This is a genomic window from Phyllobacterium sophorae, from assembly GCF_003010965.1.
GTDB classification, from domain to species: Bacteria; Pseudomonadota; Alphaproteobacteria; order Rhizobiales; family Rhizobiaceae; genus Phyllobacterium; species Phyllobacterium sophorae.
This window is the reverse complement of the sequence record NZ_PGGM01000017.1, coordinates 123,551-145,625: the sequence shown is the minus strand read 5'-3', so window position 1 is coordinate 145,625 and position 22,075 is coordinate 123,551. Positions and strand designations below refer to the sequence as shown.

Here is a 22,075-nt window from a genome sequence, read left to right as displayed (position 1 = left end):
CCGTCGTGAACTCTTTCAAAGCACGACAAGCTCATCAAGGTGCGAGACATCATTCTTTTGTCGGCGCTTTACAGGGGCAAGCGACGCGCGGACCGTGCATTCAACACCATCGACGAGTGGTCTCGTAGGACACGACAATACCGCACTCAAGCAGCACTTCCTCAACGTCGCGCAGGGTCAGATTGAAGCGAAATTACAGCCAGATATGCCGATGTCACAGTCGAACCGAATAAAGCATGAAACGGGCGGGCTATGGTGGATTGTAGCACGAAGTTCTTTGCGACAGGCCCGAATCCTCACCGCGGTTTCCCGCTGGCATCATTGGCAATAAAGGCGTGCAATGCTGCCGCTACGGGTGTGCCAAAGACGGCGAGATCTCGTACCGTGCTCATGTGATCCCCATCAGCAACGTGTGATGCTCGCACTTCAAGCCCTTGGGCGGCAAGAACGTCCCTAAAGGCATTTGCCTGGATTTTGAAGGGGTTAGTTTCCAGTTCGCCCGTCATGATAGCGACGCGCGTTGCAGGGTCGTGCTCGCGACGCATCGGCGTAAACCGTCGCACCTCCTCGTCGCTCAAGGCGATCTCGTCACGCAGGAAAGACGTCTGCAAGGGTGCGAGGTCGTATAGCCCGCCAAGCAGGAAAGCAGAAATTACACCCGACGGCGCTAAGGAGCGATTAAAGAGAAAGGTCGCAAGATGTGCACCAGCCGAGTGGCCGCTGACGGAAAATCTGCTGGGCGTGGCACCAAAGCGATCGGCATGCGTCAGCAGGAAAGTCTTGGCTTTCAGGACCTGTGCGATCAGGACCTCCATCCTCGCCGTCGGCATCAACGAATAATCGACGATGGCGGCGACCGCGCCGGCGCGGGTGACGGTCTCAGCGACGCAGGAATAGTCCTCCTTGGAGAACATGCGCCAATAGCCGCCATGGATGAACATGTGGATCGGCATGCCCGAGCCGGCAGCATTTGGCAGGAAAATGTCAAGCGTCTCGCCCGTCTCACGACCGTAGGCGACGTTGGCCTCCATGGCGACGGTGCGGCGCGTGGCGATGCTGCGGGTACGGATATCGTCGACAATGTCGTCGAAACTTGCGACATGGTCACGAATGCGGAACGGATCGGCGGCCACAGGTCCCTCCTTCATAAACTTGTCGCGATGTACTTGGCTTCCATGAACTCGGCGAGACCATAACGCTGGCCTCCCTCACGTCCAAGCCCGCTCTGCTTCACACCGCCAAAGGGGGCGGCGGGATCGGAGACCAGTCCACGATTGAGCGCGATCATGCCTGCCTCCATCTTCGAGGCGACGCGCATGCCACGGCCCATGTCGCGGGTATAGATGTAAGCGGCAAGGCCATACTCCGTATCGTTGGCGGCGGCGACGACCTCTGCCTCGCTCTCAAAACGGTAGAGCGGAGCCACGGGACCGAAAATCTCCTCGCAGCCCATGTCGGAGGTCGGGGAAACATTCACAAGCACCGTCGGCGGATAGAAGAAGCCGCACCCTGCCATGGCCCGCCCGCCGCAAAGGACGCGCGCGCCCCGCGAAATGGCGTCCACAACGAGCCGGTCGAGCTTCTCCACCGCCTTGCGTGTGATCATCGGACCGCATTCCGTATCCGAATGCACACCCGGACCGACCCTGAGGGCGGCCATGCGCTGGGTGAAGTTTTCCGCGAAGGCATCGTGGATTGCGGACTGGACATAAATGCGGTTTGCGGCCGTGCATGCCTCGCCCGCATTGCGCATTTTCGCCACCATCAGGCCCTCGATCGCCGCGTCGAGGTCCGCATCATCGAAAACGATGAACGGCGCGTTGCCGCCGAGTTCCATAGAGCAGGAGATGACATTCTTCGCCGCTTGTGCCAGAAGCGTGCGGCCAACGCCCGTCGAGCCTGTGAAGGAGAGTTTTCGCACGCGCGGGTCGGCCAGCATGGCGGCGGTGACGGACCCGGGCGTCGACGTTGTCAGCACATTGACGACGCCGGGCGGCACACCAGCATCCTTGTAGAGGGCCGCAAGCGCATAGGCCGTTAACGGCGTCTCGCTCGCGGGCTTCAGGATGACGGTGCAACCTGCGGCTAGCGCTGGCGCGATCTTGCGGGTCGCCATCGCAGCCGGGAAGTTCCACGGCGTGATGAGAACGCAGATGCCGATAGGCTGGTAATCGACGACGATCCGGTTCGCACCGGACGGGGCAATGCCGAACTCGCCGGAGATGCGCACCGCCTCCTCCGCGTTCCACCGGAAGAATTCCGCCGCATAGGCCACTTCGCCGCGCGCGTCGCGCAGGGCCTTGCCGTTCTCAAGCGAAATAAGCGTGGCAAGCGTTTCGGAGCGTTCCATCATAAGTTCGAAGCAGCGGCGCAGAATCTCGGAACGCTTTCGCGGTGGCGTCTCGCGCCAGCCTTCCGCCGCACCTGCAGCAGCCTCGACGGCCGCCGCCGCATCCGCGACAGTCGCATCGGGCACGGCGGCAATGACGGCCTCGGTCGAGGGATCGATCACCTGAATGCGCCCCTCACCCGCGGCTGGCCGCCAAGCGCCGCCAATATAGAGGCCGTCGGGGACCGAGCGGAACCCGAAGCGATCGTGGTCGGGATGCGGAGGATGCTGGTTGACGTTCATGATGTTTCTCAAGGTCAGAGGGCGGAAGCGGCCAGGTCGCCGTCATAGGCGGCGCGCACGAGGCCGCGCATGGCGGCCGAATCGAAGGAACGCGGATTGTTCTTGATCAGCCGGCCGATGCCGAGCGCCTGCTCGGCGGTCCAGTCGAGCCGGTCTTCCGGCAGGCCGAGCCCGGCGAGCGTCGGCGAGATGCCGATCGCGGCGAAGAGGCGGCTCACCTCGCCGATCGCCGCATCGGCAAGGGCCTCCTCGTCCTCCACCCCGGCGGGATCGAGGCCGAGCGCCCTGCCGACAACAGCGATTTCCGCAGCGGCGGCGCGGCGATTATAGGTCATCACATAGGGCAGCATGGTCGCGACCCCGAGACCGTGCGCCGTATGGGTCACGGCACCGACCGGATATTGCACCGCATGGGCCGCGGCGGTGCCTGCCGTGCCGAAGGCGCAGCCTGCCGCGAGCGCGCCCATCATAACATCGGCACGCGCATCGATGTCCGAGCCGTCGGCAACGGCCCTTTCCAGACTCCGGCTGAGGAGCCGGATTGCATGCAGTGCGAACTGGTCGGAGAGATCGCTCTTACCGACGAAGACATGCTGCTGCGGGAGTTCCGGATCGCCGGGGCGGCGTATGGCCGTGAAGGCTTCGATCGCATGCGTCAGCGCATCCGCACCGGTAGTCGCCGTGAGACCCGGCGGGCAGGAGACCGTGAGTTCCGGGTCGCAGATCGCCGCTGCTGCAACGAGATAGGGGCTCGAAATGCCGACCTTCAGCGTGCATTCGGGATCGGAGACAACCGCGACAGGAGTGACCTCGGAGCCCGTACCCGCCGTCGTCGGCACGGCAATGACCGGCAGGACGGGTCCTGGTACCTTGAACTCCCCGTAGTAATCGCCGAGCCCGCCGCCATGGGCGAGCAGCAGCGAGGCGCATTTCGCCATGTCGAGGCAACTGCCGCCGCCGATGCCGATCACCATGTCGGACGCAAAGCCGCGCGCCGCCTCCACGCAACCCGCGACCGTATCGCGCGGCACGTCCGGCAGCGTCTGGTCATGCACCAGCACGGTGATGCCGGCGGCTTGAAGCGCGGCGATCATTTCCGCGAATACGGGTGTCGCGGCAAAGCGCGTATCCGTACAGACGAGTGCGCGCCGGCCGGTCCTGCCGGCGACACTCGCGAGCGCATGACGCTGGCCGACGCCAAAAAGGATTTCGCGCGGCAGCCTCAGGACGGCAAACAGGCTCATGATCTTTGTCCTTCGAAGGCCAGAATACGGGAGCGGGAAAGCGCGTTGAGGTCTTCCCAGAGGCGCTGGTCGATATCGAATCCGTCGCGGCCCGCCGTTTCCCTCCGCCGGCGGGCACGATCGCCCGGAACGAGCACCGGCTCGCCGGCCTTGGCGGGCGGTGAGGCGCGCACTGCATCGAGATAGGCCGACAGCCGTGCCGGCAATCCCGGCGTCAGACTGGGCTCGATCAATATGAAGACGTCACCCTTGTTGCATGGCGAGTGGCTGTCCAGTGTGCCGCGCACATCAGGTGCAAGCGCCGAGCCCGCAAGGGCTGCCACCAGCAACTCCATGGCGATGCCGAGGCCGTAGCCCTTCGCGCCGCCGAACGGCGCAATCGCGCCAGCCTTGGCACGAACCGGATCGGTCGTCGGGTGGCGCTCCGCATCGCGTGCCCATCCTTCCCGAATGGGCCTGCCGGTCGCCGCGTGATGATTTATCCTACCCATGGGCACGAGGCTGGTCGCGAGATCGAGCACGAGCGGCTCCTCGGCGGTCGGCACGGCGACCGCAACGGGGTTTGTGCCAAGCATGGCCCGCGTACCGCCGAAAGGATGGACCTGCGACTCGCTCGACGAGAGCGCAATGCCGATGAAACCCATCGCGGCGATGGCCTCCACATAATGCGCGAGCATGCCGAGATGGTTCGCATTGCGCACGGCGACGAGACCGATGCCCAGATCGGGAATGTGGGGCGCGAGCCGCTCGATCGCGGCCATGGCGACGACAGGGCCGAACCCCGACGAACCCTCCACCTCAATCACGGCATCCGCCCGCCAGCGCTGCGTGCCCTTCGTCCCGGGGTCAATGACACCGCGCTCGATCCGTTCGACCAGTTGCGCAAGGCGGCGCAGGCCGTGCGCGGGGTGCCCCTTCATCTCTGCGGTCACCAGGACGCGAGCCTGCAGGACCGCATGGTCACGCGGCGCGCCGTGCGTTTCCAGCAGGCGGGTGGCGAGCGCAAGCGCTGCTACTTCGGATATCCGCATATTTTGCCCCTATATTAATCGTATAGGATATAGGATTGTATTATCCGCAGCATCGTGCTAGCGATTGAACCTGTCAAGGGGCAATACAGCAGATGATTTTGACGAGACCTAAACAACCATCAGCGGGCACGACCCAGATACCGCGCGCCAACAGCCTGGCCGGCGACGTCTACGAAGTGATCTTCAACCAGCTCATGTCGTTGAAGATCGCGCCGGGCGCGCGCATCACGGTCGACGACCTGGTCAAGGAATTCAACGTCTCCCACACGCCGATCCGCGAAGCGCTCGGTCGGCTTGAAGGCGAAGGTCTCGTCGTCAAGCAGCATCTCGTCGGCTTTCGTGCCGCACCCCAGATCACGCGCCACCGCTTCGACGAACTCTATGAACTCCGCTTGCTGCTGGAGCCCGCCGGCGCTGCCAAGGCGGCCCAGTCGATGGACGACGAAAGGCTCGCTATCCTGACGGAGGCCGCAGGCGTGATGACGCGCAGCGACAACAGGGACGAGCGGGCGAACTATTCGGCTTTCGCCCGAAAGGACGCCATCTTCCACGACCGTATCATGGAATTTGCCGGCAACGAGCTGATCCGCGAGACGCTGACATTCCAGCACACGCATTTCCACATCTTCCGCCTGATGTTCCATCGCCGCGTGACCGAGGAGGCGCTCGGCGAACACCAGACGCTGCTCGATGCCTTCGCGGCTCACGACCCCGACGCTGCGGCGAACGCAATGCGCATCCATATCGAACATTCGCGCGACCGGCTGCTGCCGGCATTCGACGCGTTCTGAGTAACCCGGCGGGCCCAATTAAGTGCCTGCCCGACAACGAGGAGGAGAACCCATGCCAGGCAAGAAAATCCTGATGCTCACCGGCGATTTCACCGAGGAGTACGAAATCTTCGTCTACCAGCAGGCCATGGAGGCCGTCGGCCATACGGTGCACATCGTCTGCCCGGACAAGAAGGCCGGCGACATTCTCAGAACGTCGCTGCACGATTTCGAGGGTGACCAGACCTACACCGAAAAACTCGGGCACAACGTCACCATCAACAAGACGTTTTCCGAAGCCGAGGAACAGCTTGACCAGTATCACGCCGTCTACTGCGCCGGCGGGCGCGGGCCGGAATATATCCGCACCGACAAGCGGGTGCAGGCGATGGTGCGCCATTTCCACGACCAGAAGAAGCCGATCTTTACCATCTGCCACGGGGTCCAGATCCTGATCGCGGTCGAAGGCGTCGTTCGCGGCAAGAAGGTGGGCGCACTTGGGGCCTGCGAACCCGAAGTCACCCTGGCAGGCGGCACCTACATCGACCTCACTCCGACCGAGGCCTATGTCGATGGCACGATGGTTTCCGCCAAGGGCTGGACGGCGCTCGCCGCCTTCATCCGCGAATGCCTGAAGGTGCTGGGAACGGAAATCCGCCACGCCTGAACCATTGGCGCAAAAGACCCGGTTCCCGAAGGACGCCGGGTCTTCGAAAGCCGATCGACTAAGGGCTGCCGCGATTCCAGCCGCGGCCGCGGTCGCCGAACATCTCATAACCGGCATCCGTGATGGCGAGCGTATCCTCCAGCTTGATGAAACCGCGCTTCGGGTGAAGCATCGTCGTTTCGACCGAGATTACCATGCCGGCTTCCAACGGCCGGTGGGCATCGATGCCCTCATAGGCGACGGGGTGGTTCGTCATGAGGAACGGCGCTTCGTGGCTGACGAGGCCCATGCCGTGGCAGAAGAAGTCGGTGAAAGCCGCCGACGGCGAGGCCCTGAGCACGGCCTCCGCTGCCTCGATCATCTCACTGCCCGCAGGCCCTGCCCTCACCCTGGCGAAAGCCGCCTGCTGGATGGACGCCACCTCGGCCAGAAGGTCCTCAAGCTCCGCATCCGGCTCACCGAGGACGCCCATGCGGCAGAGGTCACCGATATAGCCGTGATAGTTACCCCCCGAATCGATCGACAGCACCTCGCCCTCGGCCCAGGCCTGCGGCGAGGCTGCGCGGTTGTGGCTGGATCCCAGCGTAAGCAGGCAGTACTCGAAATGCAGGCCGCGGTTCGTTTCCTCCCGCCGCAGCTGCTCGATGATCTGCGTCTTCGTCGAGCCCGCCTGGACCGCCGCGATCGTCGCCAGCATCGAGTCGGTGATCAGTTCGGAGGCGCGCCTCAGCTTTGCCAGTTCATCCGGGGTCTTTACGGCCCTCAGCCGCTCCAACGCATGCGTGGCATCGGCGAACCGCGCGCCCTCCAGCCGCGAGGCAAGAAGGTCGCGGGCATCTGAGGGCAGGAAGGCCGGCTCGATGCCGATGCGCCCGCCGGCCTTGCCGATCTTCTTCAGGTGCTCGACGGCCAGCCCGGCGGCATCCTGCGTGCCCCAAGTCGCCGTATGCACGGCGGGCGTCCAGAACGGATTGTTCTGGTGCTCTGCGCCCTCCATGCGGTTGCCCACATAGGCCGAGTGGTCCGGCGCGCCCTTTTCGTAGATCACCATTGGCAGGTATCGGCTATGGCCGATCGCATCCATGGCCGCGAAGAAGATGAACTTGTAGCCGCCCATCAGATATTGCGTGTTGTGCTTGGAGGTGGCGACGATGACGTCGATACCTGCCTCCTCCATGAGCCGGTCGAGCTTGGCCGTATCGAACGGCGGCACCGCGGGCCTTTCCCCTGGATTGATGTTCAACGTTTTTCCTCCCAGAAAATGTGTAACCCCGGCTTCACGAGCCCGGCGGCAGCAGGCGGAAGTCCGGCAGCTGGCGAAGCGCAAGCTCCGGCCCCGCCGGCGAATAGACGACGAAGAGCTGCATAGGCGCCGCGCCGGTATTCTTCGTCGAATGGAAGCGGCTTTCCGGAACATAGATCGTGCAGCCGGGCCCAACCTTCGTCGTGATCGGATTGCCGTTCTCGTCCTCAACCATCTGCTCGCCCTCGCCTGAGATGACGAAGATGATCTCCTCCGCACCCGGATGATTGTGGCGGGCATGGCCCTCGCCACTCGGCAGGTCCACGACACCACCGGAAAAGCAGCTGGCGCCGTTAACCTCTGGCGCCACCGTCAGCGTCAGCTTGCCCCAGTCAAAACCGAAGGCACTCACATCCTGTGGATAGATGAAGTACTTGTCCTTTGCCATAAAGAGGCCTCCTCCCCGTGTCCTTCCTCAGACGACCGCGCCGATGGCGAGCGCCTTGAAATCTTCCGTCTGCTTGCGAATCGCCGCCTCTGCTGGCAGGCGCTCCATCGAGCTTGCGCCGTAAAAGCCGTGGCAGCCAGGGCAACGCTCGAGGATGTAGCGCGCATCCTCCGGCATCGAGATCGGGCCGCCGTGGCAGAGCACGATGACATCGCCTCGCACGGAGCGCGCGGCCTCGGCGATCGCCGTGATCTCACCGACGCAGTCATCGAGCGACCTGCCGGAGGTGGCGCCGATCGTGCCGCCGGTCGTCACCCCCATATGCGCCACGACGATGTCGGCGCCGGCGACGGTCATGTCGATCGCCTCGCTTTCGTTGAAGACATAGGGCGTCGTCAGCAGGTCGAGCCCGTGGGCGGTGGCAATCATTTCGACCTCCAGACCGTAGCCCATGCCCGTCTCCTCAAAACTCTGCCGCATCCGGCCGTCAAAGAGGCCGATCGTGGGGAAATTCTGCACGCCGGAAAAGCCCATTGTCTTCAGGTCGGCGAGGAAGCGCGGCATCAGCACGAAAGGGTCCGTGCCGTTGACGCCGGCAAGCACCGGCGTCTTTTTCACGACGGGCAGCACCTCCAGCGCCATGTCCTTCACGATCTCGTTGGCATTGCCATAGGCGAGCAGGCCGGCCGCCGAGCCGCGGCCCGCCATGCGGTAGCGCCCCGAATTGTAGATGATAATGAGGTCGATGCCGCCAGCCTCCTCGGCCTTGGCGGATATGCCCGTGCCGGCGCCGCCGCCGACAATCGGCACGCCGGCCGCGATCATGCCGTGGAATTTTTCGAGGATGGTCTTGCGAGGTATGGCTGGCATCGATCTTGTCTCTCATGGGTTGGCGATGTCACGGTAGGCCGCGACGGCGGCCTCTGCGAATTGCGGGTCGTTGATATGGAGCGGCAGGCGGACGATGCGTCGCGCCGCCGTCGGCTTCACGGTCGCCTCCAGCGCGGCAAAGAGCGCGGCGGCGGCTTGCGGGTCGAAGAATGCACCACCTTCGATGTCGAGAGCCGAGACGCCCTTCTCGGGAATGAGGAAGCGGACGGGTCCGTGGCAAAGATTGAGCCTATCGCCGATCCAGCGCCCAATCTGCGCACATTCGGCCGGCGTCGTGCGCATCAGGGTGACGTTCGGGTTGTGGCGGTAGAAAAGCCGGCCGGCATAGCGCTCGGGCACTGTCTCCGGCGCCCAGAAATTCACCATGTCGAGCGCACCGACGGAGCCGACATAGGGCAAGCCTGTGCGAGCGATCGCGCCGAAACGGTCGGGGGTTGCAGGCAGGACGCCGCCGAGAAGCAGATCGCAGACCTCGGTGGTCGTGATGTCGAGCACGCCCGAGATGAGCCTGCTATCGGCAAGCTTCTCCATCGCGCGCCCGCCTGTGCCGGTGGCGTGAAAGACCAGGCAATCGTAGTCGGCCCTGAGGCGCTCGATCATGGCAGCTACGGCAGGTGTCGTCACCCCGAACATTGTAAGCCCGATGGCTGGTTTCGATGCCGTCACCTCAGCGGGCCGGCTGGCCATGGCCGTTATTGCCTGGGCCGCATTGTGCAAGATGACGCGGCTCAGCCGGTTCAGGCCCGCCATGTCGGTGACCGAGGGCATCATTACGATGTCGGAAACATCGACATAGGGAGCGACATCGCCGGACGCGAGCGTCGAGACCATGATCTTTGGCAAGCCGAGCCGCAATTGGCGCATGCCTGCGGTGATGATCGAGGTGCCCCCGCCTCCGCCGATACCGATGACGCCGGCAACGTCCTGGCGTTCGGCGAGGAAGCGCGAAAAGGCAATGCCCATCGCCTCGACCGCCTTGCCGCGGTCCGCGCAGGCAAGGACGGCTCCAACGCCCTCTGGATGATAGGCGGCGACCGTTTCGGCTTTTACGTCGATGGCGGTCGCCGGCTCACGTGTGCCGACATCAACACGCACAACAGCCCCGCCTGCCGTCTCAATGCAAGCGGCCAGATAGGCAAGCTCCTCGCCCTTCGTGTCCGCTGTGCCAACCACGTAGATGTGCTGCATTTGCTCTCCGCGACCGGGAGGATCCCACCCGGCCATATCCCACTTTTACGCCACTCGATCGGCCCTTGCAAATTTGTGAGACCGGAGTATCATAAAGACATGAGTGTCTCACGTCAACAGAAGGAAACCGCCAGTACCGCCGAGCGAGGCCCACGTGCCCGCACGCGGAAACTGATGCTCGAAACCGCAACCCGGCTCATGCAATCCGGCATCACTCCGTCGGTAAGCGAAGTCGCCGAGGCCGCCGAAGTGTCGCGCGCAACGGCCTACCGTTACTTTCCAAGCCAGGCCGCGTTGGTGCATGCTGTAGTGGACGAGGCTCTGGGGCCCATACTCGACTGGTCGTCCGACAGTCCGAATGCACGTACCCGCGTTGCCGACCTGCTGGCGACCGCGATGCCGCGCATCGACGAGTTCGAGGCGACCTTCAAGGCGGCACTAAAGCTTTCGTTGGACCAGTGGGCGCAGCGCCAGGCGGGCACGCTTGGCAACGAGCCGCTGTTCAAGCGCGGCCACCGCATCGATCTCCTGGAGTGCGTGACTGCACCCCTGCAGGGCACAGTGCCGCGCGAATCTAGGGAACGCCTTGCACAGGCGCTCTCCCTTGTGTTCGGCATCGAGGTGCTGATCGTGTTAAAGGATATCTGGGGACTGACCTCCGAGGGCGCGCAGTCTGTTGCCGAATGGGCGGCCAAGGCGCTCGTCGACGCCGCGATACGGCAGGCGGAGAGCAAGGCATGACATCGGCGATCCTCCGGCTTGACGCGAAAACTGGTTCGACCAGTTTAGTTCGTTTCTGTATGTCTCGTTGACCAGAATCGGCCATCGCGAATCCGAAGGTGTGACGCGAGCTGGCGTCAAGGCCCTTGTTGGAGGCGATATAGAAACTTTGACGATGAGTCCTGGCCGAAGCCCGTCAAAAGTTGCTCTTGACGATACTGGTGTTTGGTACTACCAGATTAAGCAAACACTCTGCAGGCTTGAGATCTGAGACGAAGCAAAGGTTCGGGGAAGACCCTCAGCGCGACCACACCCAGGAGGATCGGCAGGCCGGATCGAAAGACCCGCAACGAAGCGGAAGCGTGCATAAATGGGAGGAAACGTTATGCGCAAAACTCTGACCGGCTTTTTGGCCGGTGTAGGCTTGATGCTCGCCAGCGGCCAGTCCGCTCTGGCACAGGAACTGACGATCTTCTGGGCCGAGTGGGACCCGGCCAACTATCTCCAGGAACTCGTGAATGAATACGAGGCTCAAACGGGCGTGAAGGTCACTGTCGAGACCACGCCGTGGGCCGATTTTCAGACCAAGGCCTTCACCGAATTCAACGCCAAGGGTTCGGCCTATGACATGGTCGTCGGCGACAGCCAGTGGATCGGCGCTGCGTCCGAGGCCGGGCACTATGTCGATCTCACCGACTTCTTCAACAAGCACAAGCTGAACGAAGTCATGGCGCCGGCGACGGTGAAATATTACTCCGAATATCCTGCGAACTCCGGAAAGTACTGGTCGATCCCTGCTGAAGGCGACGCCGTCGGTTGGTCCTACCGGAAGGACTGGTTCGAGGACCCCAAGGAGATGGAAGCCTTCAAGGCAAAATACGGCTACGATCTTGCCCCGCCAAAGACATGGGCCGAGATGCGTGACATTGCCGAATTCTTCCACCGTCCAGACCAAAAGCGCTACGGCATCGCCATCTACACCGACAACTCCTATGATGGTCTCGTCATGGGTGTCGAAAACGCGATCTTTTCCTATGGAGGAGAACTGGGCGACTATCAGAGCTACAAGGTCGACGGCATCATCAATTCGGAGAAGAACGTCAAGGCGCTCGAAATGTATCGTGAGCTCTATGGCTTCACACCTCCTGGCTGGGCCAAAACCTTCTTCGTCGAGAACAATCAGGCGATCACCGAGAACCTGGCGGCGATGAGCATGAACTACTTCGCCTTCTTCCCGGCTCTGGTGAACGAGGCGTCCAACCCGAACGCCAAGGTTACCGGCTTTTTTGCCAACCCGGCGGGTCCGGGGGGTGAGCAGTTTGCAGCGCTCGGCGGTCAGGGTATCTCGGTTGTCTCCTACTCGGAGAACCAGGAAGAGGCGATGAAATTCCTCGAATGGTTTATCAAGGACGAGACCCAGAAGCGCTGGGCCGAACTCGGCGGCTACACGGCAAGCGCAAAGGTGCTTGAATCGCCGGAATTCCAGAATGCGACACCCTATAACAAGGCCTTCTACGAGACCATGTTCAAGGTGAAGGACTTCTGGGCGACACCTGAATATGCCGAACTGTTGATTCAGATGAACCAGCGCATCTATCCCTTCGTCACCGCCGGTGAAGGAACGGCGAAGAAAGCGCTCGACTCTCTGGCAGCCGACTGGAACGCTACCTTCGAGAAATATGGACGACACAAATAGCAGACGCGTTACGTGGAGGGGCCTGCCCCTCCCTTTTCATTTTGCATCTCCGCGCCAAAGGGGCGTGGTTCGAGCGGGCGCGGCGCCCGGCATTAACTTCGCGCATCGTGATGCTCGTTGCGGCATCCGGCGCCGAACTCTCGGAGGAGGAGAGTATTGGCCACCGCAGTCATGACATCGCTGGACACGAAATCGCGTGCCGCATCCCGCGGCATGAGCGACATCCGGATCCGCAACCTCTTCATCATTCCGACGATTCTGTTCCTGATCGTCTTCAACATCTTTCCGCTGATCTATTCGCTCGGCTATTCCTTTACCGACTTCCGCGCCTCGTCGAACGCGCCGGCCAATTTCGTCGGCCTGCAGAACTACCGCGAGCTGCTGAACGACCCCTTCATCTGGTCTAACTTTGCCATCACCGCCAAATATGTGATCGTCTCTGTGACGGGGCAGGTGATCGTCGGCTTCGGCACTGCAATGCTGCTCAACCGCGACATTCCGCTGAAGGGTCTGCTGACGACGCTGCTCCTGCTGCCGATGATGCTCTCGATGGCGGTGGTCGGCCTTTTCTGGAAGCTGCTCTACGATCCGTCCTTCGGCATCATCAACTATTCACTCGGCCTCGGTTCCTTCGAGTGGCTGTCTAATCCAGACATGGCGCTCTATGCGGTCGCAATCACGGACATCTGGATGTGGTCGCCTTTCGTGATGCTGCTATCGCTCGCGGGGCTTTCGGCCGTGCCGAAGCACCTCTACGAGGCAGCGGCAATCGACCGGGCGGGGCCGTTCTACACCTTCTTCCGCATCACGCTGCCGCTGGTGGCGCCAATCCTGATGATCGCAATCATCTTCCGGACCATGGAAGCCTTCAAGACCTTCGACCTAGCCTACATCCTGACCAGCCAACCGACGACCGAAGTGATCTCGATCCGGCTCTACAAGATGGCCTTCCAGGAGTGGCAGACGGGGCGCTCCTGTGCACTCGCCTACATCGTGCTCATCATGGTGCTTGCCATCACCAACATCTACGTCAAGTACCTCAACAAGGTGAAGGAGCGCTGAGATGGCTGCCGTTCAAACCCGCTCCGAACGCGCGCTGAACCGGGTGGCGATCGTTGCCGTGCTGGTCATCACCCTTATCTTCCTGGCGCCGATCTACTGGATCACCTCGACGGCCTTCAAGCCGCGCAACCTCGCCACCACCATTCCGCCGACTGTGCTCTTCGAGCCGGAAATCTCGCCCTTCGTGAAGCTCTTCACCAAGCGCTCCCAACTGCGCGAAGCGCCGAGTCCTGAAGAATATGCCGCCGCCCCCTGGTGGGAGCGCATGGTGTTCGACGGCGGTGAGAAGATCGTCCGCTCCGGCCGCGGCGAAATCCAGCCGTCCGGCTATCCGAACCGCTTCATGAACTCGCTGATCGTCGCTATCACGTCCACAGTGCTGGCCGTGGGCATGGGAACCTTCACGGCCTATGGCTTCTCGCGCTTCAGCGTGAAAGGGGAAGCTGACCTTCTCTTCTTCATTCTGTCGACGCGCATGCTGCCGCCGGTCGTCGTGGCGATCCCGATGTTCCTCATGTACCGCGCCGTCGGCCTCAACGACACGCACTGGGGCCTGATCATACTCTACACCGCCTTCAACCTTTCCTTCTCCGTCTGGCTGATGAAGGGCTTCATCGACGAGATCCCGAAGGAATACGAGGAGGCCGCACTCGTCGATGGCTACACCCGCATGCAGGCCTTCTTCAAGATCGTCATCCCGGAAGCCGCCACCGGCATTGCCGCCACCGCTGTCTTCTGCTTCATCACGGCCTGGAACGAATATGCCTTTGCGCTGATCATGACGAACCGGCGGGCGCAGACCGCACCGCCCTTCATTCCGAGCCAGGTCGGCTCCGGCCTGCCGGACTGGACGGTGATTGCCGCTGGCACGTTCCTGTTCCTGCTGCCGGTCGCCATCTTCACCTTCCTGCTCAGGAACCATCTCCTGCGCGGCATGAGCTTTGGAGCGATCCGCAAATGACGTTCCGCGCCCTGAACCAGAAATATCTCGAACCCGGTTCGCAGTACATGATGATCCTCGGCATCATCGCGCTCTGCCAGCCCTGGAACCCGTTTCTCCACCGTTACGGTCTGACGGTGACACTCGTCGGGCTGATTGCCTTCATGGTGACGACAAAGATCCCGCGGGACGAGCAACGAGACGAAGGCAGCCATTCATGACGCAGATCGAACTTCGTGGCATCCAGAAATATTTCGGTGCCGTCCAGGTCATCAAGGACCTTAATCTGGCCATCTTAGACAACGAATTCATCGTGCTCCTTGGCCAATCTGGCTGCGGCAAGACGACGACGCTGCGCGCCGTCGCGGGCCTGGAGACCATCGACGAAGGCGACATCCTGATCGACGGTCAGCCGGTGCAGCATATCAAGGCATCCGACCGGGACATCGCCATGGTGTTCCAGTCCTTCTCGCTCTATCCTCATATGACGGTCTACGAGAATATCGCCTTTCCGCTCCGCGCCACCCGAATGAGCCGGAATGATGTCGATACGTCGGTCCGCGAGATCGCGGACGTGCTGCGCATCACGGGCCTGCTCGGCCGCAAGCCTTCGGCGCTATCAGGCGGCGACATGCAGCGTGTTGCGATCGGCCGCGCGCTCGTGCGACGCCCGAAGGCCATGCTGATGGACGAGCCAATAGGTGCGCTGGACGCGAAGTTGCGCGAGGAGATGCGGGCGGAAATCAAGCGTTTGCATATCAAGCAGGGTTCGACGACCATCTACGTGACCCACGATCAGGTGGAGGCCATGTCGCTCGCCGACCGCATCGTCATCATGCACGAGGGCATCCTCCAGCAGATCGGCTCGCCGCAAGAGGTCTACGCCCGGCCCGCCAACATGTTCGTCGCCCAGTTTGTCGGAAGCCCCGTCATGAACATGGCGCAGGCGACCGTCAGCGAAACGGGCGGCCATGCCAGCGTGCAGGTCAGCGGTGGGGCAAGGGGCTTCGAGTTCCCCGCCGCTCTTGCCAACTGCCTTTCGGACGCGAAGGCCGAAAACGGCAAGCTGACGCTCGGCGTCCGGCCAGAGGGCGTGCTCATCTCGCGTGAGGCCCGCGAGGGCTTTATGCCGGTCGTAGCGCATATCATCGAACCGCTCGGCTCGCACGACATCGTCGATCTGAAGGTCGGCGACCAGATGATAAGGGCCCGCACCAAGAGCGGATTCGTGCCCGGACCGGGCGAAGCCGTCTGGGCACGAATCGACCCCGCCCAGGCGCATTTCTTCAACACGGCGACCGGCTCGTCGCTCGGGATCAGACTCTGATGGCGCATATCGAACTCAAGGGTATCACCAAGGTTTTCGGCAACCACGCGGCGCTGAAAAACATGAACATCGACATCGCTGACGGCGAGTTCTTCGTGCTGCTCGGCCAGACCGGCGCCGGCAAGACGACGACGCTGCGCCTGATCGCCGGTCTCGAAAAGCCGACGGCAGGGCAGATATTCATCGACGGGCAGGATGTCGCCGACTGGGGGGCCGCCGAGCGTGACGTGGCCCTGGTGCTCCAGCAATATTCGCTCTATCCGCGCTATACCGTGCGGGAGAATCTGGAATTTCCACTGAAATCCCGCATCCGCCGCGTCGAACCCGCGGAGATCAAGGAGCGCGTCGACCGGGTTGCGAAGACCCTGCGCATCGAGCACCTGCTCGACCGCAAGACCGACCGGCTATCTGGCGGCGAGATGCAGCGCGTCTCGATCGGCCGGGCCATCGTGCGCAAGCCCCGCGTCTTTCTGATGGACGAACCGCTTTCGGCACTCGACGCAAAACTGCGCGAGGCGCTGCGCACCGAGTTGAAAAACCTGCAGATGAACCTGGGCGCCACCTTCCTCTTCGTCACCCACGACCAGATTGAAGCCATGTCGATGGGCGACAAGATCGGCGTGCTGAACCACGGCCATCTCGTGCAGACGGGCACGCCGCAGGAGATCTACCAAAACCCGGTCAACACCTTCGTAGCAAGGGCAGTAGGCTCGCCGCCGATGAATCTGATCGCCGGCACCCTTGCCGGAGGCGAGGCCGTCGCCAGCGAGGGCTGCCGGCTGCCGCTCGGCAACGGACCCGCGACTGCGACCGACGGTCGCCCGCTCTTTTTCGGCATCCGCCCCGAGGACCTCTACCTCGACAGCGGCGCGCCGGGCGAAGCGCGGGTGCACGACGTGGAGAACCACGGCGTCGAGAAGATCGTGACGCTGCGCACCAGCAACAGGGAGCTGTTGCAGGCAACCGTGCCGGCCCGCACCGAGCTCGAGATTGACGAGCCCGTGCGCTTCTCTTGGAACCCTGAAAAGGTTGTGCTTTTCGACGGCAACAGCGGTATGAGCCTGCGGCACATGGGCTGACCTGACAGATCCGAAGATTCCAACGGCCTCCGTGACACCGCAGGGGCGTTAGCGTTTGGGAATGTCGCGAAGGAGCTCCAAGCTATGCCGGAAAGCGCCGGCGGTAGTGTTCGACCGCCTCGGAATTGCGCAGATTGACGGGCAGTTCGCCCTTCATGACGCGCAGCGCTTCGCTTGCCGCGCCCGTTCCCATGCGCATCATGCTCTCATCCGTAAGACCGGCGAGATGCGGAGTGACGATGACATTGTCGAAGCCGAAATAGGGATGGTCGAGCGGCAGGGGTTGGGTTGCGAAGACGTCGAGCGCGGCGCCGCCGATGCGGCCATCGCGCAGCGCCTCGATCAGCGCCGCGTCATCGATCACCGGGCCGCGCGAGACGTTGACCAGAATGGTATCGCACTTCATCCGGCCAATGCGCTCGGCATTGAGCAACCCGCTCGTCTCCGGCGTCAGCGGGCAGCAGAGCACGACGATGTCGGCCGTCGCGACCAGTTCGTCGACCGGCAGGAAGCGCGCACCAACCGGTACGCTTTCCGGCGACCGGCTCGTGGCGACCACATCCAGGCCGAAACCGAACTTCGCGATCCGGAAGATCGCCTTCCCGACATTGCCCATGCCGACGATGCCGATGATGCGGCCGCCGAGGTCCGCAGCCGCGTCCGACTGGCCGCGCCCCGCCGCCCAGCCCTTCTGCCGCAATTCCCGGTCCATCAGGCGGAAGCGCCGAAGCAGGGCCAGCGTCACGAGGAAGACGTGCTCGGCGACCGTCGGCGCATTGACGGCCGGCACGTTGGCGACAAGGACGCCGGCGCGGGTCGCCGCATCCATCGGCACCATGTCAAGCCCGGCGCCATGGCGGATCGCAGCGCGAAGCGCCGGCGCATCCTCGAAGAAGGCCGGCGGGATCGGTGCGCGCACGACGACGATGGCCGCGCCCCGCCCTTCCCGCAGCAAGGTTTCGGGATCGGGGGCGGAGGCGACTCGCAGATCGCTGGAGGCCTTAAGCATAGCCTCGGCCGCGGGATGCAGGGGGTGCGTGGAAAAGATGAAGCTCATCGGCCCTGCCCGCCGGCTACGCCTATCCGGCGGCCGTCGAAGGCCCCGCCGATGAGACCCTTCCAATAGCTTTCCGCACCTTGGAGGTGGGCGTTCATCAGCGCCTGGGCGAGATTGCCGTCGCGGGCAAGCAGCGCCTCGTAGATGCGGATATGTTCCTCATGCGAGCGCCGGCTGCGGGCGGCGTCACTAAAATAGATCGGCAGGCGCTGTTCGCCCATCATGTAGTAGACGCTGCACACGCGATAGAAGACGCTATTCTTGGTGGCCCGGACGATCTCCAGATGGAAATCCCGATCCTCGCGCGCCAGCCCCTCGCCAGCGGCAAGCTTCGCCTCGGACGCGGCGAGGATATCGCGCAGGCGCTGGTAATTCTCTTCCGTCGCCCGTATGCAGGCGAGTTCCGCGGCCCTGATCTCATGGATCTTGCGAAGCTCCACGGTCTCATAGATCAGGATCGGATCAAGCGGCACGCCGGCGCGGGCAAAAAGTGCCATGGCCTCTACGCTCGCCTCCGTGGTTGTCAGATAGATGCCCGACTTGGCGCGGCGCTCGACGATACGCATCGCCTCCAGGACGGCCAGCGCCTCGCGGATCTGGCCGCGGCTGACGCCGAAATGCTCCGCAAGCTCCCGCTCCGAAGGCGTGCGGCCGTTGCCGCTCGAATTCGAGAAAAGATATCCCGCGAGATCGGAGAGGAGGGAGTTTTCTTTCATCGTCACCGTCTTTGCGCGTGAGCCTTCAGGACCCGCTGATTGATCGTGAAGCCCAGGCCGGGTCTGTCGGGAATCTCTATCATACCGTCCTTCACCGACACAGTTTCCTCGACAAGATCATGGATCATCGGATTCGCGCCGAGCGAATATTCGATGACGAAGCTTGCCGGGGAAGCCGCGCACAGGTGCAGGCCCGAGAAGAAACAGGGCGCACCGGCCCACAAATGCGGTGAGAAACGGAGGTTGAAGGCGCTGGCGAGCGAACTGATGCGCATCGACTCCGTTATGCCGCCGCAGAAGGCCGGATCGGGCTGGAATATATCGGCGGCGTGCAGCATAGCAAGATCGCGGAAGGCAAAACGTGTCGCCTCGCTCTCGCCCGCGGCGATCGGCACGTTACCCGCCGCGCGCACCTCCGCCATGCCCGGCTTGTCGTCGGCGATCACCGGTTCCTCGAACCAGGCGAGGTCGCAATCCGCCACCATCTGGATGAAGCGCTTGGCGTCTGCGACGGTGTAGGTGCCGTGCGCATCGGCCATAAGGTCGACGTCGGGGCCGATCGCCTCGCGGGCCGCCCGCACCCGCGACGCCGAGACATGCGGCGCACGGTCCATCGCGCCGACCCGCATCTTGACCGACTTGAAGCCGCCGGCCGCTATATAGGACTGGAGCTGCTCGCCGATCCGGTCCGCGCTCTCCCAGCCGCCCGAGGCATAGGCGGGCAACCTGTCCGCCTTGCGGCCACCCAGCAGCTTCCAGACGGGGACGCCGAGTGACTTGCCAAGAATGTCCCACAGCGCCATATCGATCGCGCTGATCGCCGCGACGGACAGGCCGCGCCGCGCGATCTCGGGCATGGCGTGACCCGAAATCGCCGCCATCTCATGGCGTACGCCGTTGTAAAGCGTCTCCCATATGGCGGAGATGTCGGCGGGGTCACGGCCGACGATCTTCGGCCCCACCTCGTGGTTCAGCATATACACCAGCGTGCCGTAGGTGCCTGCACTGCCGGCGGCATTCTTCCCTTCTCCCCAGCCAACGATGCCGTCGTTCGTCTCGATACGCAGGATCGCGGCGTCGAAGGTCGTCAGCCGGCCGAAGTCGCTGCGGTGTTGGCGGGTCGTCTCGATGGGAATCTTCACCCACCAGGCTTCTACGGTCTTGATACGCATGTGTCGGATCCCCTTTCACGGCCCGCAGGCCGCAGGGCATATGCCTTTCCGTTCTTACTTGATCAGCGGCAGGATGGTCTCGGCGGTGATCCGCATCTGATCGTCGTAGAACTTCTCGGTGAGAAGGCTTGAGCCGTGGTCCTGGATGAACTTCAACTGCTCCGGCGGAATGTCAACGGGGTTGCGCTCCACCATGTCCGGATATTTGGCGGCCGGCGTGCGGTCAACAGGCGCGACAAACTCGTTCGTCACCGCGCCGTCGTAACCGATCTCCTTCAGCGCACCGATGATCTTTGGCCAGTCGAGTTGGCCGAGGCCGGCAGCGAAGCGATTGTTGTCGGCAACATGGAAGTCGAAAAGCCGCTTTCCGGCGAGACGGATCGCCTCATACATGTCTTCCTCCTCAATGTTCAGGTGGAAGGCATCGAGGCAGACGCCGCATTGGGGGCTGACGGCATCGGCGAGCGCCAGCGCCTGGGCGGCACGATTGAAGAAATAGGTTTCGAAACGGTTGAGCGGCTCGACGGCAATGCGCACGCCCTTCTTTTGGGCATGGGCAAAACACTCTTTGGTGGCATCCACCACCCACCTCCACTCTTCCTCCTCGGTCCCATCCGGAACCACCTTGCCGACTGTCGCCGGGACGAGGGTGACGATTTCGCCCTCAAGTTCGCTGACCATGGAGATGACGCTCTTGACGTAGTCCACTGACCTGGCGCGCTGGCCTTCGTCCCTGGCGGCAAGGTTGCGTTCGCCGAGCGTCAGCGTGACGGCGCCCCAGCAGCGGATGCCGTGTTCCTTCAATAGTGCGCGCGTCTCCTTGACGTCGTACTGTGTCGGCTCACCGGATATCTCGATGCTCTCGTAGCCATATTTCTTGATGCGCTTTAGCGTAACGGCGAGCGGTTCCGCCCGCATCCAGTTGTGTGTCGAAAGATGCATGGGGTCCTCCCAGACTGTTGCAGCTCACTCGACCGCCGAGGGTGGCGGCAAAACGGTGACCTTCTCGTCGGCCAGTCCCGTCGCCTTCGGCAATCTGGTTTGGCCAATCGTTGGTTAGTTAAAAGCTCTACCGGAATTTCTCACCCTCTGCAAGACGGAACGACAAATGGAGATATATCTTATTATACCTATATTTAATGTTGTATTTTGGATTTTGCGCTAAACCTGCAGACTAGCGAAGCGGAGAATTGACTTGACCGAAATTTCAGTTTTGGTATTACCAGATTACGAAACTTGATATTGAACACTGCGCGGTGACCGACGGGGGCCAGAGGGAGGGGACATGAAGATCGGCATGTGCATGTTCCTCTGGACCACGAGTGTCGCCCGCAAGCACGAAGGACTGTTGCGCGACATCAAGGACACGGGGTTTGATGGCGTCGAGATTCCAATCTTTTCGGGCACGCCCGACGACTACCGCCGGCTGGGGGCCCTGCTCGACCGGGTCGGCCTGGAACGGACCGCCGTTTCCGCCATGGGCGACCCCTCGATGAACCTGATCGCCCCCGACCCCACGACCCGCAGACGCGGCATCGACTACATGAAATGGGCAATCGATTGCAGCGATGCGCTCGGCGCCACGATTTTGAGCGGGCCGCTGCATTCGACGCTCGGCAAATTTTCCGGAAGCGGGCCGAGCGCGGCGGAACTCAAGCGCTCGGTCTCCTCGCAACGCGCGATCGGCGATCATGCGGCAAAGCACGGCGTCACGATCGGGCTTGAGGCGCTGAACCGATTCGAATGCTACCTGTTTAACACGATGGACGCCCTTGCGGCCCATGTCGACGCGGTCGGGCATCCGAATATTCGCGCCATGTACGACACGTTCCACAGCAATATCGAAGAGTCCGATCCCATCGGCGCCTTCACGCGAAACAGTAACCGCATCATCCATGTCCACATTTCGGAGAACGACCGCGGCGTGCCGGGGCGCGGAAACATTCCTTGGGCGGAGACATTCAGGGCGCTGCGCGCGAGCGGCTACGACGGCTGGCTGACGATTGAGGCCTTCGGCCGCGCGCTCAAGGATCTTGCCGCCGCGACAAAGGTCTGGCGCGATTTTTCCGAGACGCCGGAAGCGGTCTATCGCGAAGGCTACCGCCATATCCGCGATGGATGGCACGCGGCAGGGTGAACGCCACGAACCCTCACTTTAACCCAGCGGATCATGGTTGACAAACTGGGGATCT

Annotated in this window: 21 protein-coding genes and 1 pseudogene; 10 read left to right on the top strand and 12 right to left on the bottom strand. The window is 62.6% G+C overall.

The features are described 5' to 3' along the window. Nucleotides 1–296 precede the first annotated feature (296 nt). The 4 genes from CU103_RS27255 to CU103_RS27240 are packed head-to-tail and all read right to left on the bottom strand — an operon-like array spanning nucleotide 297 to nucleotide 4,907. Nucleotides 297–1,133: an alpha/beta hydrolase gene (locus CU103_RS27255; protein WP_106667202.1), complete on the bottom strand. Its 837-nt coding sequence runs from the start codon at nucleotides 1,131–1,133 to the stop codon at nucleotides 297–299. A gap of 11 nt (nucleotides 1,134–1,144) precedes the next feature. After that, nucleotides 1,145–2,632: an NAD-dependent succinate-semialdehyde dehydrogenase gene (locus tag CU103_RS27250; protein WP_106667165.1), complete on the bottom strand. Its 1,488-nt coding sequence runs from the start codon at nucleotides 2,630–2,632 to the stop codon at nucleotides 1,145–1,147. A 14-nt stretch (nucleotides 2,633–2,646) separates the two neighbouring features. Next, nucleotides 2,647–3,876 carry an iron-containing alcohol dehydrogenase gene (locus CU103_RS27245; protein WP_106667164.1) on the bottom strand — a complete coding sequence of 410 codons (1,230 nt, stop codon included), beginning with the start codon at nucleotides 3,874–3,876 and terminating at the stop codon, nucleotides 2,647–2,649. Then, a complete protein-coding gene (locus tag CU103_RS27240) occupies nucleotides 3,873–4,907 on the bottom strand; it encodes an Ldh family oxidoreductase (protein WP_106667163.1) in 1,035 nt (344 codons plus the stop codon). Before CU103_RS27240 ends, CU103_RS27245 begins: the two co-directional genes overlap by 4 nt. Before the next feature lie 92 nt (nucleotides 4,908–4,999). Between CU103_RS27240 and CU103_RS27235 the strand changes: the two genes are divergently transcribed. Together CU103_RS27235 and CU103_RS27230 are read left to right on the top strand one after the other, a co-directional pair. Beyond that, on the top strand, nucleotides 5,000–5,698 hold the full coding sequence (locus CU103_RS27235; RefSeq protein ID WP_106667162.1) for a GntR family transcriptional regulator: 699 nt from the start codon (nucleotides 5,000–5,002) through the stop codon (nucleotides 5,696–5,698). 52 nt (nucleotides 5,699–5,750) lie between these two features. Beyond that, a complete protein-coding gene (locus tag CU103_RS27230; protein WP_106667161.1) occupies nucleotides 5,751–6,344 on the top strand; it encodes a DJ-1/PfpI family protein in 594 nt (197 codons plus the stop codon). Between the two features lie 58 nt (nucleotides 6,345–6,402). On the opposite strand, the gene CU103_RS27225 is transcribed toward CU103_RS27230, so the two are convergent. From CU103_RS27225 to CU103_RS27210, 4 genes are read right to left on the bottom strand one after another with little or no spacing between them, the layout of a single operon-like run. Next, the gene (locus tag CU103_RS27225) at nucleotides 6,403–7,587 is read right to left on the bottom strand and encodes a M24 family metallopeptidase (protein ID WP_106667160.1); all 1,185 of its coding nucleotides are present in this window, start codon (nucleotides 7,585–7,587) and stop codon (nucleotides 6,403–6,405) included. Nucleotides 7,588–7,621: 34 nt separating this feature from the next. Further along, on the bottom strand, nucleotides 7,622–8,035 hold the full coding sequence (locus CU103_RS27220) for a cupin domain-containing protein (RefSeq protein ID WP_106667159.1): 414 nt from the start codon (nucleotides 8,033–8,035) through the stop codon (nucleotides 7,622–7,624). A 27-nt stretch (nucleotides 8,036–8,062) separates the two neighbouring features. Next, nucleotides 8,063–8,905, bottom strand: coding sequence for a phosphoenolpyruvate hydrolase family protein (locus CU103_RS27215; protein WP_106667158.1), 843 nt, complete (start codon nucleotides 8,903–8,905; stop codon nucleotides 8,063–8,065). A 12-nt stretch (nucleotides 8,906–8,917) separates the two neighbouring features. Then, nucleotides 8,918–10,114 carry a Tm-1-like ATP-binding domain-containing protein gene (locus tag CU103_RS27210; RefSeq protein ID WP_106667157.1) on the bottom strand — a complete coding sequence of 399 codons (1,197 nt, stop codon included), beginning with the start codon at nucleotides 10,112–10,114 and terminating at the stop codon, nucleotides 8,918–8,920. A 99-nt stretch (nucleotides 10,115–10,213) separates the two neighbouring features. On the opposite strand from CU103_RS27210, the gene CU103_RS27205 reads away from it, so the two are divergent. From CU103_RS27205 to CU103_RS27175, 7 genes are all read left to right on the top strand, one after another. Further along, nucleotides 10,214–10,855 (top strand): TetR/AcrR family transcriptional regulator, encoded by a 642-nt coding sequence (locus CU103_RS27205; RefSeq protein ID WP_162707295.1) that lies wholly within the window; start codon nucleotides 10,214–10,216, stop codon nucleotides 10,853–10,855. A gap of 364 nt (nucleotides 10,856–11,219) precedes the next feature. Then, the gene (locus tag CU103_RS27200) at nucleotides 11,220–12,530 is read left to right on the top strand and encodes an ABC transporter substrate-binding protein (protein WP_106667155.1); all 1,311 of its coding nucleotides are present in this window, start codon (nucleotides 11,220–11,222) and stop codon (nucleotides 12,528–12,530) included. Nucleotides 12,531–12,686: 156 nt separating this feature from the next. Beyond that, complete coding sequence (locus CU103_RS27195) at nucleotides 12,687–13,592, top strand: carbohydrate ABC transporter permease (RefSeq protein ID WP_106667154.1); 906 nt, start codon at nucleotides 12,687–12,689, stop codon at nucleotides 13,590–13,592. Nucleotide 13,593: 1 nt separating this feature from the next. After that, nucleotides 13,594–14,553 carry a carbohydrate ABC transporter permease gene (locus tag CU103_RS27190; protein WP_106667153.1) on the top strand — a complete coding sequence of 320 codons (960 nt, stop codon included), beginning with the start codon at nucleotides 13,594–13,596 and terminating at the stop codon, nucleotides 14,551–14,553. Further along, nucleotides 14,550–14,753 carry a hypothetical protein gene (locus tag CU103_RS27185; RefSeq protein WP_106667152.1) on the top strand — a complete coding sequence of 68 codons (204 nt, stop codon included), beginning with the start codon at nucleotides 14,550–14,552 and terminating at the stop codon, nucleotides 14,751–14,753. The genes CU103_RS27190 and CU103_RS27185 overlap by 4 nt, the downstream gene beginning before the upstream one ends. Beyond that, entirely contained in the window at nucleotides 14,750–15,859 is a 1,110-nt protein-coding gene (locus CU103_RS27180) for an ABC transporter ATP-binding protein (RefSeq protein WP_106667151.1), read from the top strand. The genes CU103_RS27185 and CU103_RS27180 overlap by 4 nt, the downstream gene beginning before the upstream one ends. Continuing rightward, nucleotides 15,859–16,938, top strand: a complete 1,080-nt coding sequence (locus CU103_RS27175) for an ABC transporter ATP-binding protein (RefSeq protein WP_106667150.1) — start codon at nucleotides 15,859–15,861, stop codon at nucleotides 16,936–16,938. The genes CU103_RS27180 and CU103_RS27175 overlap by 1 nt, the downstream gene beginning before the upstream one ends. Before the next feature lie 82 nt (nucleotides 16,939–17,020). On the opposite strand, the gene CU103_RS27170 is transcribed toward CU103_RS27175, so the two are convergent. The 4 genes and pseudogenes from CU103_RS27170 to CU103_RS27155 all read right to left on the bottom strand — a co-directional run bounded on the left by CU103_RS27170 (nucleotide 17,021) and on the right by CU103_RS27155 (nucleotide 20,825). Further along, entirely contained in the window at nucleotides 17,021–17,995 is a 975-nt protein-coding gene (locus CU103_RS27170) for a 2-hydroxyacid dehydrogenase (RefSeq protein ID WP_106667149.1), read from the bottom strand. Between the two features lie 22 nt (nucleotides 17,996–18,017). Further along, a pseudogene (locus tag CU103_RS27165) lies at nucleotides 18,018–18,711 on the bottom strand (FadR/GntR family transcriptional regulator). Nucleotides 18,712–18,713: 2 nt separating this feature from the next. Beyond that, nucleotides 18,714–19,883, bottom strand: coding sequence for a mandelate racemase/muconate lactonizing enzyme family protein (locus tag CU103_RS27160; protein ID WP_106667147.1), 1,170 nt, complete (start codon nucleotides 19,881–19,883; stop codon nucleotides 18,714–18,716). A 54-nt stretch (nucleotides 19,884–19,937) separates the two neighbouring features. Next, nucleotides 19,938–20,825, bottom strand: a complete 888-nt coding sequence (locus tag CU103_RS27155) for a sugar phosphate isomerase/epimerase family protein (RefSeq protein ID WP_106667146.1) — start codon at nucleotides 20,823–20,825, stop codon at nucleotides 19,938–19,940. Nucleotides 20,826–21,168: 343 nt separating this feature from the next. Here CU103_RS27155 and CU103_RS27150 point away from each other — a divergent pair, with 343 nt between their 5' ends. Next, entirely contained in the window at nucleotides 21,169–22,020 is an 852-nt protein-coding gene (locus tag CU103_RS27150) for a sugar phosphate isomerase/epimerase family protein (RefSeq protein ID WP_106667145.1), read from the top strand. The last annotated feature ends 55 nt before the right edge of the window (nucleotides 22,021–22,075 follow it).

Coding starts and splice junctions, on each gene's coding strand:
- CU103_RS27250 (WP_106667165.1), bottom strand. CDS start 2,632: ATGAACGTCAACCAGCATCCTCCGCATCCCGACCACGATCGCTTCGGG.
- CU103_RS27245 (WP_106667164.1), bottom strand. CDS start 3,876: ATGAGCCTGTTTGCCGTCCTGAGGCTGCCGCGCGAAATCCTTTTTGGC.
- CU103_RS27240 (WP_106667163.1), bottom strand. CDS start 4,907: ATGCGGATATCCGAAGTAGCAGCGCTTGCGCTCGCCACCCGCCTGCTG.
- CU103_RS27235 (WP_106667162.1), top strand. CDS start 5,000: ATGATTTTGACGAGACCTAAACAACCATCAGCGGGCACGACCCAGATA.
- CU103_RS27230 (WP_106667161.1), top strand. CDS start 5,751: ATGCCAGGCAAGAAAATCCTGATGCTCACCGGCGATTTCACCGAGGAG.
- CU103_RS27220 (WP_106667159.1), bottom strand. CDS start 8,035: ATGGCAAAGGACAAGTACTTCATCTATCCACAGGATGTGAGTGCCTTC.
- CU103_RS27215 (WP_106667158.1), bottom strand. CDS start 8,905: ATGCCAGCCATACCTCGCAAGACCATCCTCGAAAAATTCCACGGCATG.
- CU103_RS27210 (WP_106667157.1), bottom strand. CDS start 10,114: ATGCAGCACATCTACGTGGTTGGCACAGCGGACACGAAGGGCGAGGAG.
- CU103_RS27205 (WP_162707295.1), top strand. CDS start 10,214: ATGAGTGTCTCACGTCAACAGAAGGAAACCGCCAGTACCGCCGAGCGA.
- CU103_RS27200 (WP_106667155.1), top strand. CDS start 11,220: ATGCGCAAAACTCTGACCGGCTTTTTGGCCGGTGTAGGCTTGATGCTC.
- CU103_RS27190 (WP_106667153.1), top strand. CDS start 13,594: ATGGCTGCCGTTCAAACCCGCTCCGAACGCGCGCTGAACCGGGTGGCG.
- CU103_RS27185 (WP_106667152.1), top strand. CDS start 14,550: ATGACGTTCCGCGCCCTGAACCAGAAATATCTCGAACCCGGTTCGCAG.
- CU103_RS27180 (WP_106667151.1), top strand. CDS start 14,750: ATGACGCAGATCGAACTTCGTGGCATCCAGAAATATTTCGGTGCCGTC.
- CU103_RS27175 (WP_106667150.1), top strand. CDS start 15,859: ATGGCGCATATCGAACTCAAGGGTATCACCAAGGTTTTCGGCAACCAC.
- CU103_RS27170 (WP_106667149.1), bottom strand. CDS start 17,995: ATGAGCTTCATCTTTTCCACGCACCCCCTGCATCCCGCGGCCGAGGCT.
- CU103_RS27160 (WP_106667147.1), bottom strand. CDS start 19,883: ATGCGTATCAAGACCGTAGAAGCCTGGTGGGTGAAGATTCCCATCGAG.
- CU103_RS27155 (WP_106667146.1), bottom strand. CDS start 20,825: ATGCATCTTTCGACACACAACTGGATGCGGGCGGAACCGCTCGCCGTT.
- CU103_RS27150 (WP_106667145.1), top strand. CDS start 21,169: ATGAAGATCGGCATGTGCATGTTCCTCTGGACCACGAGTGTCGCCCGC.